Annotated in this window: 14 protein-coding genes and 1 pseudogene; 7 read left to right on the forward strand and 8 right to left on the reverse strand. The window is 77.0% G+C overall.

Going from position 1 to position 15,319, the window contains the following annotated elements:
* Positions 1-106 precede the first annotated feature (106 nt).
* Together J0910_RS13980 and J0910_RS13985 are read right to left on the reverse strand one after the other, a co-directional pair.
* A pseudogene (locus tag J0910_RS13980) lies at positions 107-1,080 on the reverse strand (IS5 family transposase).
* A 788-nt stretch (positions 1,081-1,868) separates the two neighbouring features.
* Complete coding sequence (locus tag J0910_RS13985) at positions 1,869-2,321, reverse strand: winged helix-turn-helix transcriptional regulator (protein ID WP_420158937.1); 453 nt, start codon at positions 2,319-2,321, stop codon at positions 1,869-1,871.
* Between the two features lie 89 nt (positions 2,322-2,410).
* Here J0910_RS13985 and J0910_RS13990 point away from each other — a divergent pair, with 89 nt between their 5' ends.
* Positions 2,411-3,640 (forward strand): MFS transporter, encoded by a 1,230-nt coding sequence (locus J0910_RS13990; protein WP_420158938.1) that lies wholly within the window; start codon positions 2,411-2,413, stop codon positions 3,638-3,640.
* An 81-nt stretch (positions 3,641-3,721) separates the two neighbouring features.
* Here J0910_RS13990 and J0910_RS13995 read toward each other — a convergent pair whose 3' ends face one another.
* Positions 3,722-4,114 carry a hypothetical protein gene (locus tag J0910_RS13995; protein WP_420158939.1) on the reverse strand — a complete coding sequence of 131 codons (393 nt, stop codon included), beginning with the start codon at positions 4,112-4,114 and terminating at the stop codon, positions 3,722-3,724.
* Positions 4,115-4,208: 94 nt separating this feature from the next.
* Positions 4,209-4,835 carry a CGNR zinc finger domain-containing protein gene (locus J0910_RS14000; RefSeq protein WP_420158940.1) on the reverse strand — a complete coding sequence of 209 codons (627 nt, stop codon included), beginning with the start codon at positions 4,833-4,835 and terminating at the stop codon, positions 4,209-4,211.
* Between the two features lie 139 nt (positions 4,836-4,974).
* Between J0910_RS14000 and J0910_RS14005 the strand changes: the two genes are divergently transcribed.
* The 3 genes from J0910_RS14005 to J0910_RS14015 all read left to right on the forward strand — a co-directional run bounded on the left by J0910_RS14005 (position 4,975) and on the right by J0910_RS14015 (position 8,734).
* On the forward strand, positions 4,975-5,673 hold the full coding sequence (locus J0910_RS14005) for a haloacid dehalogenase type II (protein ID WP_420158941.1): 699 nt from the start codon (positions 4,975-4,977) through the stop codon (positions 5,671-5,673).
* Between the two features lie 695 nt (positions 5,674-6,368).
* Positions 6,369-7,400 carry a hypothetical protein gene (locus J0910_RS14010; protein WP_420158942.1) on the forward strand — a complete coding sequence of 344 codons (1,032 nt, stop codon included), beginning with the start codon at positions 6,369-6,371 and terminating at the stop codon, positions 7,398-7,400.
* 347 nt (positions 7,401-7,747) lie between these two features.
* Positions 7,748-8,734 carry a pirin family protein gene (locus J0910_RS14015; protein ID WP_420158943.1) on the forward strand — a complete coding sequence of 329 codons (987 nt, stop codon included), beginning with the start codon at positions 7,748-7,750 and terminating at the stop codon, positions 8,732-8,734.
* Positions 8,735-9,157: 423 nt separating this feature from the next.
* Here J0910_RS14015 and J0910_RS14020 read toward each other — a convergent pair whose 3' ends face one another.
* Together J0910_RS14020 and J0910_RS14025 are read right to left on the reverse strand one after the other, a co-directional pair.
* Positions 9,158-9,544: a barstar family protein gene (locus J0910_RS14020; RefSeq protein ID WP_420158944.1), complete on the reverse strand. Its 387-nt coding sequence runs from the start codon at positions 9,542-9,544 to the stop codon at positions 9,158-9,160.
* Positions 9,545-9,568: 24 nt separating this feature from the next.
* Entirely contained in the window at positions 9,569-9,949 is a 381-nt protein-coding gene (locus J0910_RS14025) for a guanyl-specific ribonuclease (RefSeq protein WP_420158945.1), read from the reverse strand.
* Positions 9,950-10,288: 339 nt separating this feature from the next.
* Here J0910_RS14025 and J0910_RS14030 point away from each other — a divergent pair, with 339 nt between their 5' ends.
* Positions 10,289-10,828: a PH domain-containing protein gene (locus J0910_RS14030; protein WP_420158946.1), complete on the forward strand. Its 540-nt coding sequence runs from the start codon at positions 10,289-10,291 to the stop codon at positions 10,826-10,828.
* A gap of 87 nt (positions 10,829-10,915) precedes the next feature.
* On the opposite strand, the gene J0910_RS14035 is transcribed toward J0910_RS14030, so the two are convergent.
* A complete protein-coding gene (locus tag J0910_RS14035) occupies positions 10,916-11,947 on the reverse strand; it encodes an ADP-ribosylglycohydrolase family protein (protein ID WP_420158947.1) in 1,032 nt (343 codons plus the stop codon).
* A 319-nt stretch (positions 11,948-12,266) separates the two neighbouring features.
* Here J0910_RS14035 and J0910_RS14040 point away from each other — a divergent pair, with 319 nt between their 5' ends.
* Entirely contained in the window at positions 12,267-12,608 is a 342-nt protein-coding gene (locus tag J0910_RS14040) for a cupin domain-containing protein (RefSeq protein WP_420158948.1), read from the forward strand.
* Positions 12,609-12,633: 25 nt separating this feature from the next.
* Here the strand turns inward: J0910_RS14040 and J0910_RS14045 are convergent, their stop codons facing one another.
* On the reverse strand, positions 12,634-13,620 hold the full coding sequence (locus tag J0910_RS14045) for an SDR family NAD(P)-dependent oxidoreductase (RefSeq protein WP_420158949.1): 987 nt from the start codon (positions 13,618-13,620) through the stop codon (positions 12,634-12,636).
* A gap of 151 nt (positions 13,621-13,771) precedes the next feature.
* On the opposite strand from J0910_RS14045, the gene J0910_RS14050 reads away from it, so the two are divergent.
* A complete protein-coding gene (locus J0910_RS14050) occupies positions 13,772-14,320 on the forward strand; it encodes a TetR/AcrR family transcriptional regulator (RefSeq protein WP_420158950.1) in 549 nt (182 codons plus the stop codon).
* The last annotated feature ends 999 nt before the right edge of the window (positions 14,321-15,319 follow it).

The raw sequence follows: 15,319 nt of genomic DNA on the forward strand, positions 1-15,319 counted from the left end.
TCTGACCGGCCTTCGATTGTCTGCTTCACCACGATGCGGTCAACGATGCCACGTCCCCCGCATCACGGAGTGTCGTTGCAGTACTAGGTCCTGTCTGGAGTTCGGGTCATGAACGCGGTGTGATGCTGCGGATCCACAGCATCGCACCGCACAGGTGCAGCCCGGCCTCATAGCTCTGCGGGGTCTTGTCGAAGCGGAACGCGATACCGCGCCGGTTCCGGAGCCGGTTGATGCACCGCTCGACCGTGTTGCGCTCGGCATAAAGGGCGCCGTCGCAGGAGACCGGCCGCCCGCCGGCGCTGCCGCGCCTCTTGCGGCCGGCGGACTGGTCGTCCTTCTCCGGGATCACAGCCCGGATGCCGCGCCGCCGCAGGTAGCCGCGGTTGCGCCGGGAGGAGTAGGCCTTGTCGGCGGCCACCGCGCCCGGCCGGGTCCGGGGGCGCCCGAGGGGTCCGCGCACCTTCACCCGCCCCAGGACCGGGACGAACTGCGGGCTGTCGCCGGCCTGGCCGGGGGTGAGGACGAAGCAGAGCGGGCGGCAGCGCCGGTCGGCGGCCAGATGGATCTTGCTGGTCAGCCCGCCCCGGGAACGCCCCAGCCCTGCGGCTTTCAAACGGGCCCTGCGCCGTCGGCGCAGGCGCCGGCGCTCGGCGCCCGCCTGTCCGTCTTGGGGCTGTTGTCCCTTCGCCCCGCCCCCTTTTCGGCCTCGGCGGCCGCTTCCAGGGCCGCCAGCTGCTCGGGGGCCAGGGCCATCCCGGCGGCGTGGTGGTGGGCCCGGGCGGTTGAGGAGTCCACGCTGACCAGGCCCAGATCGGTCTGGCCGCGTGCGGCGGCCTGGGCGATCACCGCCTCCATCAGCTGCTGGAAGACGCCCTGCCGCGCCCAGATGCGGAAGCGGTCATAGGCGCTCTGCCAGGGCCCGAACTCAGCGGGCAGGTCGCGCCAGGGGGCGCCGGCGCGGAACCGCCACATCACCGCGTTGAAGTGTTTGCGCAGGTCGGGGACCGGGCCGACCGCGGCGATCGGGAGATGGGGCTCGATCAGGGCCCATTGTTCGTCGGTGAGGTCGCCTCGTGCCATGGCAGATGCTCTATCAAGGCCCTCTCCCGGTGCGCAGGCGATCTGCCGAACTGGTGATCCGAACTCCAGACAGGACCTAGTGGGCTGACCGGAACGCTCGCCGGGCCCGTGATCCCGGACAGGGCGGGAGAGGCCGGCGCGTCGACCGCGCTCGAATCGATTCGGGCCGCACGCCCGGACGGTGCCCCGGTCTACGTGACCATGGACGACCTGTCCGCCCGCAAGACCCCGCGGGTCCGCGCCCGGGAGCGCCGGCACAAGCCCGGGCCGTGCTCCGCCCCCGCCCGCGCCTGCTGGGCCGACCCGATCGAGGCGCACGTCGGGGCGCTGCGCCGGTTCGCCATCGCCGACTCGAGCCATCCCCGCCACACGGCGCGGGCACGGGCTCTGCACGCCTGCCTCCGGCGGCGCGACGCCGACGCCCGGGCCCCGGGCGTGCTCGCCCGGCGGCGGCGCGAGCGGTCCCGGGCGCGCAGCGAGAAGGGTGTGCGGCGGGGGAGGCCGCCCAGCCGATCTCGCGGCCTGACCGCCGTCCCGGCGGACGCTCCCGGTCGACCCACCGGCCCGCGGTCGGGGACACCTCCCCGCGGGCCCCTTCCGCGGGGTGCTGAGCATGCGCCCGGCGAGCCCCCCGGCCGCCTGCGCGCGGACGGCGCCGCAGGCCGGCGGCCCGGGGGGCTCCCGCCCCTCCGGCGAGCGGCCGGGCGCGCGGAGCCCCCGTCCGGCCCGGTGGGCCTGCGCGGCGGCGCGCGGAGCGGGGAGCGGTCCGGGCGGTCGGCCCCGCCCCCTCAGCGGTCCCGGCCGGCCCTCTCCACCCGGGTCGTGTCGCTGCTCAGAGGGGCGCCGTCCCGGCTCTGCGGGCGGAGTTCGGCGACCGGCCGGCCTTCGGCGTCGAGGAGGCGCGACCGGGGCTCGCCGTCGGCGAACGCGTGCCGCTCGCCCCACTGCCTCAGCGCCACGATGGCGGTGAACAGGTCCTTTCCGGCCGGGGTCAGCTCGTACACGTGCCGCCTGCCGCTGGGGCTGGTGCGCAGTACGCCGTGCTCGACGAGCCTGCGGAGCCGGTCGCTGAGGATGTTGCGGGCGATCCCGAGCCCCTGGCGGAGCCCGGTGAAGGACGCCGGGCCGTCCATGGCGTCGCGCACGATGAGCAGGCTCCACCGGTCGCCGACGAGATCGACCGTCCGGGCGACCGGGCAGTCGGGATCGGTCCAGTCGCGGCCGGGCTGCGTGTCCGCCATCGGGCCCTCTCCTTCCATCGGTTGCTCTTTGAAACCATTGTGCCCTACCCTTCAATGGTTTCATTTTGAAACTGAATGGGGGTGTGGCGGTGGGCGTGACGAGTGCGCAGCGCGCCGTCCTGGCCGCGGTGTGCGCCGCGGCGGTGTCCACGGTGTACGCGATCCAGCCGGTGCTGGAGCCCGCGGGCGCCGAACTGGGCCTGGCGCCGGAGTCGCTGGGGTGGCTGGCGGCCGCGGGGCAGTTCGGCTACCTCGCCGGCCTGGTCCTGCTGGTCCCCCTCGGCGACGTGCTGGACCGGCGCCGGCTCATCACCGCGCACCTGGTGCTGGTCGCCGCGGGGGCCGGGACCGCGGCCCTCGCCCCGAGCGGGCCGGTCGCGGCGGCGGGGCTGGCCGCCGCCGGCCTCTTCGCGGTCGTGGTGCAGATCGCGGTGGCCTACGCCGCCGCCGTCTCCGCGCCGGGCGAGCGGGGGCGCAGCATCGGCGCGGTCACGTCGGGGGTGGTGGTCGGCATCCTCGGCGTCCGCGTCCTGGCGGGCGCCCTGGCCGGCGCGGCCGGCTGGCGCGCCGTCTACCTCGTGCTCGCGCTGCTCTGCCTCGCGCTCGCCGCCACCGCCCGCGCGGCCCTCCGCCCGGACCCCAGGACCGCCCGGGTGCGGTACGCGCGGGCGGTCGGCTCGACGGTGCGGCTGGCCGCCACGGACCGGCTGCTCCTCGGCCGGGGCCTCATCGCGCTCTTCCTCTTCGCCTCATTCGGCACGCTCTGGGGCGGACTGGCACTCCCGCTCGGCGCCGAGCCGTGGTCGCTCGGCACCGCCGAGATCGGCCTCTTCGGACTGGCGGGCCTGGCCGGGGCGCTCGGGGCGGCCCGCGCGGGGCGGTGGGCCGACCGCGGCCGCGCCGAGGCGGTCAGCGGCCGGTCCCTCGTGCTGCTGACCGCGTCCTGGCCGCTCATCGCCTGGACGGAGCCGGTGCTGTGGCCCCTCATCGCCGGCGTCGTGCTGCTGGACTTCGCGGTCCAGGCCGTCCACGTCAGCAGCCAGCACCTGCTGGCCACCGCGCACGCGGACCGCGCGAGCGGCGTCATCGGCGCCTACATGGCGTTCTACTCCCTGGGGTCCGCCCTCGGCGCGGTCACCTCGGCCTGGGCCTACGCCTCCTGGGGGTGGTGGGCCTCCTGCCTGGCCGGCGCCTCGTACGCCCTGCTCGGGCTCGCCGTGTGGGCCGGCACGGCCGGCCGCCCCGGCGGTCGGGCCCCGCGAGGGGGCGGCCGGCCCCGAACGGGAGGAGCGGAAGCTTCCGGGCATCGGCCCGCATAGCCGGACAAAACCAGATCTACGTTGTACGAGCCGGGTATCGGATACGACTCGCAGCGCTCGGAGCGGCCCCTGGCACCAAGGTCAGACCGGGCGGGGGAACAGGAAGAAGAACAGCGCCGCCGCGACGACCACTCCGAACAGCGTCCAGCGCGGAACCGTCCGGCGGCGCAGCGCCCATAGCGCGACGAAGGCGGCGAACTCCACCGCGGCCGCCGCCCCGAGGAGGATCGCGGGGCTCAGGTCGTGTCCGTCGCTGAGCGCCGCGTCGCACTGCGCCTGAGCGACGTCGGTGAAGGTCAGGAAGCATTCCGGCGGTTCGGTGCTGAGGAGCGCTTCGAACGCCATGAAAGGCAGCGTCAGCAGGGTGAGCAGGGTCGCCGCGATCGGGACCAAGAGGGCGCCGATCGGCCGGCGTCCGGACGTCGGGGGAGTGCCGGGCGCCCGTGCGGGCCCGGGGGCGTCGGGTTCGGACATGGGGGAGAGGATAGCCGCCGGCCTCCGCGGAGCCGGACGGCCCTCGGCGGGGCGGGGCGCCCCGGGGCCGCTGCGGCCGCCGCCGTCCGGGGCCCTACTCCGGGCCGGCGGGCCGGTCGCGCGCCGCGGCCCGGCGGGCGCGGTGGTTGGCGACGTTGACCCGGTTGCCGCACAGGTCGGGCATGCAGTAGCGGCGGCGGCCGGGCCGGGTGGTGTCGATGAAGGCCCCCCGGCAGGCGGGCGCGGAGCACTGGCGGAACCGCCGCTCGCCGAGGCTGTGCACCGTTCCGAGGATGCCGACGCCGCAGATCAGCGAAAGGGCGTCGGCGGCGGTCGCGCCCTCGGGGAGCGGGGCGGCCCAGCGGGTGCGCCCCTCGTGCGCGGGGTCGGGGAGCAGCGTGGCGCCCCGGGCGGGCGCGGTGAGCGCGGTGGCCCCGGCGATGAGGAGCCCGCGGTCGGGGCGGTCGATCAGTTCCCGCACGGTGGCGCGGAGCCGGTGCACGGCGTGCAGCTCGGTCGGGCCGGCCCGCCGGGCCAGCCCGGACAGGGAGCCGGAGGCGCCGCCGTCGCCCCCGGGCGGGCCGCCGTGCAGGTCGGCGAAGGCGGCGAGGGCGGCCGGGTCGGGCAGGCGGTCGTCGCCGCGCCAGACCTCTGCGGTGGTGTTGACCAGCTCGGTCGCGATGTTCGCGGCCCAGGTGTAATCGTTGAAACCGACTTGCATCCCTTACCTGCCTCCACTACGTTCAACTAAAAGTGATTTTAGCCCCTTACATTTTCGGGGTGGCGGCCCGCTCCGGCTCCGGCCGTGCGAGCGGAGGGGGCGGCCGCCGCGCCCCGTCTCCCGCGAGGAGGACCAGCCCATGCCGGAGCCGGACATCGACGCCCTCGTCTTCGACGTGCTCGGCACGCTCGTCGACGAACCCGCCGGCATCCGCGCCGGCATCCGCGCGCTCGACCCGCCGCCGGACGGCCCCGGGACCGAGCGGCTGCTGGAGCTGTGGCGGCGGCACGTCGACCGCGAGCAGCGCCGCATCCTCGACGGGGAGCGGCCCTACCGCGCCAGTGACACCATCGACCTGGAAGCCGCCCGGCTCGTCGCCGGCGCCGCCGGAGCCCCGGCCGCCGCCGAGGAACTGGCCCTCTCCGCCCGCACGCCCCCGCCGTGGCCCGACGCCGCGGCCGGCCTCGCCCGGCTCGCCGAGCACTTCCCGCTGATCGGGCTCTCCAACGCGAGCCGGACGGCGCTGCTGGAGATCAACGCCCGCGCCGGACTCCGCTGGCACCTGGCCCTCTCCGCCGAGGACGCCCGCACCTACAAGCCGGACCCCGCGGTCTACCGGCTGGCCGTCGACGCCTCCGGGCGCCCGCCGGAGCGGCTGCTGATGGTCGCCGCACACGCCTGGGACCTCCGGGCCGCGCAGCGCCTCGGCCTGCGCACCGCCTACGTCGCCCGCCCGGTCGGCGACCCGCCCGCCCCCTCGGACCGGTTCGACCTGCACGCCGACGGCCTGGCCGACCTGGCCGACCGCCTCGGCGGGGCCCGGGTCCCGCCCGGTTGACCGATCGCCGGCCGGGGCCCGTCCGGCGCCGAGCCCCCGCCTCCGCCGAGGGGCGCAGGGCCCGCTCCGGCCCGAGCGGCGGGAGCCCGCGCCCGACGGCCTCGCGCCCGGTGCGCGTCCGCGGCGGGCGGGTGCCCGCCACCGCGTCGGCGATCCCGTTCAGTCCCCCCGGTCCGATTCACCGCGGTCCCGCGCGCCGCCGCCCGCGCACCGGAGGGAATTCGCACGTGGTCCGGGACGCCACCTCGGAGTGGCGGTCCGGGCCGATTTTCGATCGCGGTGGATAAAGAATCCCTGCCGGGGTCTCGATGCGGTCGAACGGGTGAAGTAGTCTCCGGTCCGCCGAACCGCCGGGGAGCCGCTTCTTCCGAACGGGGCGGGAGGCGGGCACGGACATCGGCGGAGAGGCCCGGGAGACCGGGATCCGCGCCGGGAAGGAGAACACGTGCAGGAGAAAGAGGGGCGGAGGTCGAAGAGCGTGGCGCTCATCCTCCGGGACGACCCGGGAACGGGCCTCAAAAGAGGCGACACGACGGTCCACCGGGAGCGGGCCGAGAGGTCCGTGCTCCCCCACCGGGTCGCCGAATTTCGGAAGAAGCAGGGAAACGGGAGGTCCCGATAGGCGGAGAGGGCGGATTCACGGCGCAGTGCGGGCGCGCGGTGAGCGGCGGCGGGATATTCAGGAGTTCTTTTCAGTGGACGACCGCGATGAGTTCCGGGAGACCGTCGATGGGATGATCCGGCGGCGCGCGGAGCGCCTCGCCGGCCTCGAGCACGCCGGCGCCGGGAGCCCCTGGACCGCCATGGGGGTCTTCGGGGCCGCCACCGCCGTCGCGGTCGTGGCGGGGGTCTCGGCCTCGGGCCTCCTCTCCGCGCTGCTGCTCTCCGCGGCATCGATCGCGGGGGTGTTCGCGGCCGGCTTCCTCCTTCAGCCGGGGATGCGGTCGCGCCAGATCGAGCGGGGGAGGAGGGTCCTGGACTATCTGGAGGGAGTGCGCCGCGCCTCCGCCGGGCGCTCCGCCGCCGACGCCGAGCGGGTCCAGGACTTCGTGCAAGCGGTGGAGCAGCTGGACGAGAGCGAGATGGGCCGCCGCGCGAATCGGAGCATCGCTCCCCTGTGGATGGTGCTCGCGGCCATGACGGGTACCGCGGCCGTCGCCGGGACGGGCGGCCTCATCGGGGTCTTCGCCCTCGGGATCTGCACCTATGGCACGGGGCGCGCCTCGGTGGAGGCGTTCCGCGACCTCGCCGCGGCCCGAAGAGGGGAGCGGTCGGGCCGCCTGCGAGGGGCGGCCCGGGAGGCCTACGAGCGGCTGCCCGAAGGGCTCGCGCCGCGGCTCCTCGGCGAGGGGGACCGGCCCGAGCGCTTCGCCCCGCTGTCGGTCCAGGCGGACCGTATGGTGGGCGGCCATGAGCCGCTGGGCGCCGAGGAGGCCGCGCATCGAGGAGGCCGCGCTCCCGCCGCGGAGCGGCCCGAGGCCCGCGGGGGCTTCGAACCGCCGCAGGAACCGTCCGAGAAGACCGGGACGGTCGGCGGGTACGTCCCGGCCGACCCGGAAGGGCAGGGGGCGGCCGTCGGGCGCGGCGGTGGTCCGGCGCCGGGCGCGGCGCCTCCGCTCGGCCCCGCGGCGTCGGTGCGCGACGCGGTCGGCGGGGCGAACCCGGAACGGGCACCGGCCCGCGGTGCCCCGGAGAAGCCGCGGAAAGGGCGGGGCCGGCCGCGATGAGAGGCGCCGTCCGGCCGGGGGAGGGCGCCTCCCCGAGCGCGGGCGGGCGCGCAGGCGGTCGCCCGGCCGGCGGCGTGTCCGCCCCGCCGCTCCCGGTGCCGCCGCCTCTGCCCCGGCGGGGACCCGGGCCCGTCGGGGCGGCCCAGGCGGGGTAGGGCCGGGGTCCCGGCCGCATGCCCGGTGGACGCCGCGCCGGCCTCCTGCCGGGGCACCGGGGCGGCGCGGGGGACGGGCGGGAAGGGCCCCGGCGCCCCTCCGGCCTGGGCCCCCTGGGGCGGGGTGGCCTATGATCCGGGCACGGCGGCGGGAGCGCCGCGGCCGCGGGGCCACGGGGGAGGGCGGCGAGGGTGAGCAACGTCGAGACGGATCCGGCCGAGGTGCGGTGCGCGGCCTCGGCGCACGGCGGGCCGGGCGGGGAGCCGCGGGTCGAGGTGCTGTCCGCGCGCGAGGTGCCGCTGGGCGGGCCGAGGGCGATGACGGTGCGGCGCACCCTGCCGCAGCGGGCCCGGACCCTGATCGGCGCCTGGTGCTTCGCCGACCACTACGGCCCCGACGACGTCGCCGCGACCGGCGGCATGCGCGTCCCGCCGCACCCGCACACCGGTCTGCAGACGGTGTCCTGGCTGTTCAGCGGGGAGATCGAGCACCGGGACAGCCTGGGCAGCCACGCGTTCGTCCGGCCCGGTGAGCTCAACCTGATGACCGGCGGGCACGGCATCAGCCACTCGGAGGTCTCCACCCCGGGGACCACCGTCCTGCACGGGGCCCAGCTGTGGGTGGCGCTGCCGGAGGAGGCCCGGGACGCCGGCCGCGACTTCCGGCACCACGTCCCCGAGCCGGTCCGGGTCGGCGGCGCCGAGGCCCGGGTCTTCCTGGGCGAGCTGGCCGGGCAGGCCTCCCCGGTGCCGACCTTCACCCCGCTGCTCGGCGCCGAACTCCTGCTCGGCCCCGGCGCGGCCGCGGAGCTGCCGGTGGACCCCGCCTTCGAGCACGGGGTCCTGGTCGACCAGGGCGACGTCCGCCTGTGCGGGACCCCGGTGCGCCGGGCGGAGCTGGGCTACCTCGGCCCCGGGCGGGACACGCTGGCGCTGGCCAACGACTCCGACGGCCCGGCGCGGCTGCTGCTGCTCGGCGGTGCGCCGTTCGAGGAGGAGATCGTCATGTGGTGGAACTTCGTCGGCCGCAGCCACGAGGACATCGTCCGGGCCCGCGAGGAGTGGCGGCGCGCATCCGACCGGTTCGGCGCCGTCGACGGCTACGACGGCGACCGGCTCCCCGCGCCCGGCCTGCCCAACGCGACCATCCGCCCGCGCCGGAACCCGCCGCGCGGCTGAGCCCGTGGCGGGCGGGGCGGGGGCGGGCGTCGGGTCCTCCACCGCACCGTGACCGGAGCATCCGCCGGCCCGAGGGTCGCCCGGGTCCCGTGCGCGGGACCGGCAGGGGCATCGCGGGGCCGGTGAGCGCCGGCTTCGCTCGGCGCGGTGTCCCGCCGGGCGCGGCGGGCTCACCGGCGCCGCCGCCCCCGGGATCCTGCGCCGGCCGGGCCCCTGCCGGTCGGTCATCCGGGGCGGGAAGCCGAGCGGGAGGACCGGGCCGCGGCCGATCGCGGCCCGGGTCGCGGCGACGCCGGGCAGGTCCGCCCTGATGAAGCCGGGTCGGCCGGCGCCGGCGGGAGCGGGCGCTCAGCAGGGGCCCCGCACACGGGTGCGGCCGGGGAGGCGGGCCCGATCGCTCCGCCTCCCCGGCCGTCCGCCGGGTCAGACCAGCCGGAGCCGGCCCGGGGCCTCCGTCTCGATCACCTCGACCAGCCAGTCGAACACGGTCGGGCCCAGGCCGGCCGCGGCGCGGTCGAGTTCGGCCTGGACCGCCGCCCGGTTGGCGGGGTGGGCGCGGTCCCGGCGGGCCCGGAGCCGGCGCACGGTCTCGGCGTGGCCGAGTGCCTCGCGGGAGGCCTCGTGGTCGCGCCACTCGATGACGAAGTCGCCGTCGCCGGGGGTGCCGTACCCTCCCCTCAGGCAGTCGGCGAACGCGTCCAGGTTCGAACCGAAGTAGCCGCCGGGGCCGTTCACGGCCTCGCCGATGACCTCCCAGAAGCGCTCGAGGCTGGTCACCTCGCGGCCTTCGATCACGTAGGTCGCCGTCATGGGCGGGAGGGTACCCTGCCGGGGTCAGCAGCCGTAGTCGACCAGGTCGAACGAGGCGTAGTGGTCGGCGGTGTAGTAGTCCTCCTGGTGGGAGTCGCCGGTGACGATGCGGCGCGCCCCGCGGTCGGGGGAGCCCGGGGTCTCGACGGTGTACTCCTTGTAGTAGCCGGTGTCCTGGGGCGGGAGGAGGCCTTCCCGGTTGTGGAAGGTCGAGCCGTCCTGCGGGTAGGGGAAGGGGCCGCCGGCCTCGATCAGGTCGAGGGTGTCGTGCGCCTGGGAGGGCAGGCCGGTGTAGCAGATGCTTCCGACGTCGGCCTGGGCCGGGGCGGTCGCGCCGCCGAAGAGGAATGCGGCGACGAGTGCGGCGGAACCGCCGATACGCGAGATGAGCGGGGAAAATCGCATGTACACCATTGAGCATTCCGTCCCGGTCCGCGTCAATCCCCGCCGAGGAGAGTTCCTTTCCGATTGGGGCGTCGGTAACCCGGGCGGAGTTCTCGGGGGTTCGCCGCTCTCGGCGGTGCCCGAACCGCGTCCACCGCGGGGAATGCCCCGTCCTCGCCGTCCTTTGCGGGCCCGGGAGGTGAACGGGGCCTTTACCGCGGAAAAGCGGGTGAATATGTGAATTCCGGGGGCGGGGGAGGCGGAGCATCGGCCGGCCCCGGGCCCCGGCGGCGCTTTGCGGCCACGGCCGGTTCCCCCGCCGTTTCCCTCGGCCTCCTACCCTCTGCCCGGGAGGTGGGCATGGACGCGACGGAGGCGCTGCCGCGGGAGTACCGGATGATGCCGCGCCAGAGGCGGATCGCGACCGCCGCGCTGGCCCTGTGGTTCTGCCTGCCGGTGCTGGGGCCGTGGGCGGCGCCGGAGGACTCCGCGCCCGGGTGGGCTCCGCCGCTGGCGAGCTGCGTCGGCCTGGGCGTCTTCGGCTGGCTGGTGTGGGCGCTGCGGCGCTCGGGGACCTCGGTCGACCTGCGGGGGGTCCGGGTCCGCGGCGTCCTCCGCGTCCGGCGGCTGAGCTGGGAGGAGATCACCGACATCCGCACCGAGCGCAACTCCGACGCCACGCCGCCGCTGGGCCCGCCGGGCCTCCTCGCCTTCGCCTACCGCCGCGGCGGCGGGCGCATCCGGCTGCTCCACTTCGACGAGTACCAGCTGCTCTTCGGGCGCGAGCTGGAGCTGGTCCGCGGCGCTTGGTCGGAGCTGCGCGCCCCGGGGCGGGCCCTCCGGCCGGGCGGCGGGCAGGACGGGGGCGATGGGCTCCGCGGCCGGGGGGAGGCCCGGTGAGCCGTCCCTGAAGGGCGCGGCCGGACCGGCCCGAGCGCGCCGCCGTCGAACGCGGCCCCTGCCCGGACCGGCCTCGCCCGCCCGGCGTCAGGCGTCCGAGCTCCGAGGGGGATCCCCCGCCTCGTTCCGGCCGGTTCCGAAGGCGATGCGGACGCCCATCGCGGCCAGGTCCTCGGCCCGGTGGCCGGGCCAGCCGTGCACGGCCCGCCGCCAGCGGGCCGGGACGGCCGAAGCCCCCCAGCAGGCGCCGAGCAGGGCCCCGGCGATCGCGGCGACGGTGTCGGTGTCGTCCCCGGCGCGCACGGCGGCCTCCAGTGCGAGGCGCAGGTGGCCGGAGGAGGATTCCCCTTCGGGGACCGGGGTGCGGCGGACGGCCGACCAGGCGGCCTGCAGCGCGGGGACGACGAAGCCGTTGGGGGAGAAGCGGCCCGGCGGTTCGGCCTCGGCCTCGTCCAGCCAGGTCCGCCACCGGTCGCGGCCCTCCGCGCCGATCAGGTCCAGGCCCGCCCGCACGCCGTCGAACGTGCCGTGCACCACGGCATGGCGGACGCCCTCGCACCACAGCACACAGGCCTCGCAGGCCAGGGGGTCGGCATGGGTCATCGCGCTGTAGTCCCAGGCGGCCTCCGCCAGGGCCCCGGGGTCGCCGAGGTAGGCCAGTGCGAGGGGCGCCGTGCGCATGAGGGACCCGTTGCCCGCGCTGGGGATGCCGGACCGGTACCGGTCCAGGGCGGTCCCGGCCATCTTCTCGGCCACCGCGCCGGTGCCGGAGAGGGGAGCGGCCGCCGCGAGGACGCTCGCGGTCTGGTTGCCGATGTCGGTGGCGCCCTCGCGGTACCAGCGCAGCCAGGCCTCGGCGGCGTACCGGCGGGCCTCGCCGCCGCGCACGTCGGGGAAGTGCAGCGCGGTCTCGGCCAGGCACACCGCCATCTGGGTGTCGTCGCTGTACTCGCCGGGTGCGTAGGGGCCCAGCCCGCCGCCCTTCATCCGCGGCTCCTCGTGCCCGCCGAGGCGCGGCGCGAACTCGTAGGGCACGCCGAGGGCGTCGCCGGCCGCGGCGCCGAGCAGCACTCCGGCGGCCCGGTCCCGGCGGAGGGGGAGGTCGGTCTTCCGATGCATGGGCGGTTCCTGCTCTTCCGTCGGGGGCGTCCTCGGTCGCGGTCCGAGCACGGTGACGGGGAAGGATGGTATTCCATCGCCCGGGCGGCTCCCCGGGGCCGCCGGCGCTTGACCTCCAGTTAAGTCGAAGTCCTACGATTCCGGTCGACCGATGAGAGGGCCTCCCCGGCACCGGGGAGCGGGCCATGGTCACCACCGTCGCCAGGGCCTCCGGTCCCGAGGTCCCGGCGATCGCCCGCGAACTCGGGGTCCGGGAGCCGCCCGTGCACGCCGCGGCCGGGCCGGACGCCTGGCCACCGCACATGAAAAGAGGTTCCCCATGGCCGATGCATCCCCGCGGGCCCGCAGGTTCAGCTCGCAGATCGGGGAGGACGCCGTCCGCCTCAACGACCGGATCGTCATCGCGCCCGCCCTGGCAGAAGAGGCCGGCGGGCCGATGAGCGCCTACACGTCGTTCCTCGGCGCCGGGGCGCGCGCCGACCTGCCGGCCCCCTACGCCGAGGTGTGGGTGGTGCTCGGCGGAGCGCTGCGGGTGGGCGCCGGCGAGGACGCCGTGACGGTGCGCGCGGGCGACTTCGTGCACGTCCCCGAAGAGGCCCCCGGGACCGTGGAGGCCCTCGAGGACACCACGATGGTCTGCGTGTCGGTGCCCGCCCACTGACGGGCGCGGGTGGGGGCCCGGCGGGTCAGTCCGGGCGCACGGCCGCCGGGACGGGGACCGCGACCCCGGCCAGCTCCTCGAACCGCTGCCACAGGGCGTCGACGTGCTCCGGCGGGGCCGGCCGCCGGGGTCCGGAGCGCACCGGCAGGCCGCGGACGCCGTTCCGGGGTGCGTAGAACTCCCCGCCCTGCGCGCGCGGGTCGGTGAGGGCCCGGACCGCGGGCCAGGCGGCGGCGTCCTTGCCCTGCGCCCAGGGGGTGTACGGGTTGCGCCGCAGCGGAACGGTGCGGTCGCGGACGCCCGGGCGGTGGGGCGTGCGGGCGTCCACGCCGATGCCGGGCCGCACCACCAGGGAGAGCACGGGGACCTCCGCCGCGCGCAGCCGCCGGTCGAGTTCGGAGCCGAACACCTCCGTGAGGGCCTTGGCCCTGGTGTAGGCGACCACGCCGATCCCGGAGGTGCGCAGCGGGTCGGTGACGGGCCGGCGGAGCAGGTCGACGAAGCCCGTGGAGGTGTGCACGACCCGCGCGGGGGCGCCGCTCTGCTCCCCGGTGCGCGCCAGTGCGGGCAGCGCACCGGCGGTGAGCGCCACGTTGGCGACGAGGTGGGTGCCGAGCTGCATCGGGAGGCCCTCCGCGGTGGTCTCGGCGGCCTTCATCGCCATGGAGCCGCCGTTGAGGAGCAGGCCGTCGATCCGGTCGAGTCCGGCCAGCGCGGCGGAGGCGGCCGCCACCGACGCCGCCTCGGCGAGGTCGACGACGAGCCGGTCCAGGGCGGCTCCGGGGACCTGGGAGCGGATCGCGGCCTCGGCGGTCCGCAGCCGCTCGGGCGAGCGCCCGGCGAGCACCACGCGGGCCCCGGCGCCGGCCAGCTGCTCGGCGGCGAAGTAGCCGATGCCCGAGGTCGCGCCGGTGACCACCATGGTGCGCCCGCTCTGGTCGGGCAGGCGGGCCGGGTTCCACGGGCCCGGGTCCCCTGCCGCTCCGGGCGTGTTCGGCGGTGTGCGCTCCATGGCCGTCTCCTCGCTCGCAGAAAAACGGATAACTAATCCGGTTGAGTCGACCCTAGCACTAACCGGATGAGCTATCCGTTTTTTGGGCGGGGCCTCCCGCGCCGCCGGACGGGCCCGCCCGCCTGCCGGGCGTCCGGATAGGATTCCTGCCATGACCCCGCCCCCGCTCCGCGCCGACGCGGCCCGCAGCCGCGAGCGCATCCTGGCGGCCGCCCGCCGGGCCGACCCCAAGGACCTGCGCCTCAACGAGGTGGCCCGCGAGGCGGGCGTGGGCGTGGGCACCGTCTACCGGCACTTCGCCACGGCGCACGCCCTCGTGGAGGAGCTCACCCGCGAGGCCCTGGGGCGCCTGAACGCGATCGCGCGCGAGGCCGCCGCCGACCCCGACCCCGGGCGCGCCTTCGAAGCGGGACTGCGCGCCGTGGTCGACCTCCACCTGGAGTCGGGCGGGCTCCAGGCCGTCCTGCTCGCCGCGCACGACGCCAGTCCGGAGGTGGCCGCGCTCAAGGCCGAGACCCTCGACGGCCTGCGCGAGGTGCTCGAGCGCGCCCAGCGGGCGGGGGCCGTCCGGGCCGACCTCACCGGCGACCAGGTGGAGCGGCTCGTCTGCGGGATCGAGTACGCCGTCCGCCTCACCGACGGGGACGAGCGCGGCCTCTTCGTCGACGTCCTCCTCGCCGGCCTGCGCCGCGACCCCTGACCGGAGCCCGGGCCCGCAGGAGGCGACGGCCGAAGCAGGGCCGGGGCGGAGGTCCTCGCCCGGGTGCGGCGTCTCGCGGGGCGGGGGTTCAGGCCGGCGGCGAGGGCGAGGGGAGGGGGACCGGCTGGTCGGCCGGGTGCGGCGCCCCACGGGGTGAGGGTTCAGGCGGGCGGCGACGGTGCAGGTAGGGGCGGGTGCGGGCGTTCTGTCCGGGTGCGGCGTCTCGCGGGGTCGGGGTTCAGACCGGCGGCGAAGGCGGGAGTGGGCGGGCGCCGTGATCACCGGACCCGCCCTGTCGGGCCTCCGGCGCCCAGGCAGAGGCCATGCCCCTTATGCCGGGCCGGGGGCAGGGGGCGGGCCGCCTGGGCGCGCCCTGCGCGCCCCTGCGGCAGGCCCAACGACATCTACCGGCGAGTAGTAGGCCCCGGAACCCCCGCCGCCCCCTCGCCGGTCACGCAGAGTGGCCAAAGCGGGGCTTTCGGGGGGATGGGCGCGGCATTTCGCCCCCGCGTCTGCCCTGCCCGGGTTCCGGCCCTCCGGTTCTCCGCCCTGCTGGCCGCTCGAACCCGCGATCGCCGGCCCGACCAAGGCGATTCGGGTCCTCGGGGGCCCGATCCGGCCCGGGATGCGCGCCCAGAAATCACCGGGATGCTCTCGCGGTGCGCAGGGCGCCCCCCAGCGCCGTCACCCTGAGTATCCGCCCAGGTCAGAGGGTGGTGGTTTTCGGGCGGCCGGCCCCCGCCGCCCCCGGAGGGGCGCGGGCGCGGCGCCCCCGCCCCCGGAGGGGCGCGGGCGCGGCGCCCCCGCCCCCGGCCCGCCCTGCCGCACCCGACCGACCGGCCGGTCCCCTCCCTGCCCTCGCCGCCCGCATGAACCCCCGCCCCGTGGGGCGCCGCGCCCGGCCGGGGCGCCCGACCCCGCCCCTTCCTTCGCCGTCGCCGCCCGTTTGAACCTTCGCTCCGCGAGACGCCGCACCCGGGCGAGGACCTCTGCCCCGCC

The sequence above is a fragment of the Nocardiopsis oceanisediminis genome (assembly GCF_048595525.1).
In the GTDB taxonomy this organism is placed as follows: Bacteria; Actinomycetota; Actinomycetes; order Streptosporangiales; family Streptosporangiaceae; genus Nocardiopsis_A; species Nocardiopsis_A oceanisediminis.

Bases quoted from the DNA above. Each gene is read 5' to 3' on its own strand.
- J0910_RS13985 (WP_420158937.1), bottom strand. From the start codon at position 2,321: ATGGCGGACACGCAGCCCGGCCGCGACTGGACCGATCCCGACTGCCCG.
- J0910_RS13995 (WP_420158939.1), bottom strand. From the start codon at position 4,114: ATGTCCGAACCCGACGCCCCCGGGCCCGCACGGGCGCCCGGCACTCCC.
- J0910_RS14000 (WP_420158940.1), bottom strand. From the start codon at position 4,835: ATGCAAGTCGGTTTCAACGATTACACCTGGGCCGCGAACATCGCGACC.
- J0910_RS14005 (WP_420158941.1), top strand. From the start codon at position 4,975: ATGCCGGAGCCGGACATCGACGCCCTCGTCTTCGACGTGCTCGGCACG.
- J0910_RS14020 (WP_420158944.1), bottom strand. From the start codon at position 9,544: ATGACGGCGACCTACGTGATCGAAGGCCGCGAGGTGACCAGCCTCGAG.
- J0910_RS14025 (WP_420158945.1), bottom strand. From the start codon at position 9,949: ATGCGATTTTCCCCGCTCATCTCGCGTATCGGCGGTTCCGCCGCACTC.
- J0910_RS14030 (WP_420158946.1), top strand. From the start codon at position 10,289: ATGGACGCGACGGAGGCGCTGCCGCGGGAGTACCGGATGATGCCGCGC.
- J0910_RS14035 (WP_420158947.1), bottom strand. From the start codon at position 11,947: ATGCATCGGAAGACCGACCTCCCCCTCCGCCGGGACCGGGCCGCCGGA.
- J0910_RS14040 (WP_420158948.1), top strand. From the start codon at position 12,267: ATGGCCGATGCATCCCCGCGGGCCCGCAGGTTCAGCTCGCAGATCGGG.
- J0910_RS14045 (WP_420158949.1), bottom strand. From the start codon at position 13,620: ATGGAGCGCACACCGCCGAACACGCCCGGAGCGGCAGGGGACCCGGGC.
- J0910_RS14050 (WP_420158950.1), top strand. From the start codon at position 13,772: ATGACCCCGCCCCCGCTCCGCGCCGACGCGGCCCGCAGCCGCGAGCGC.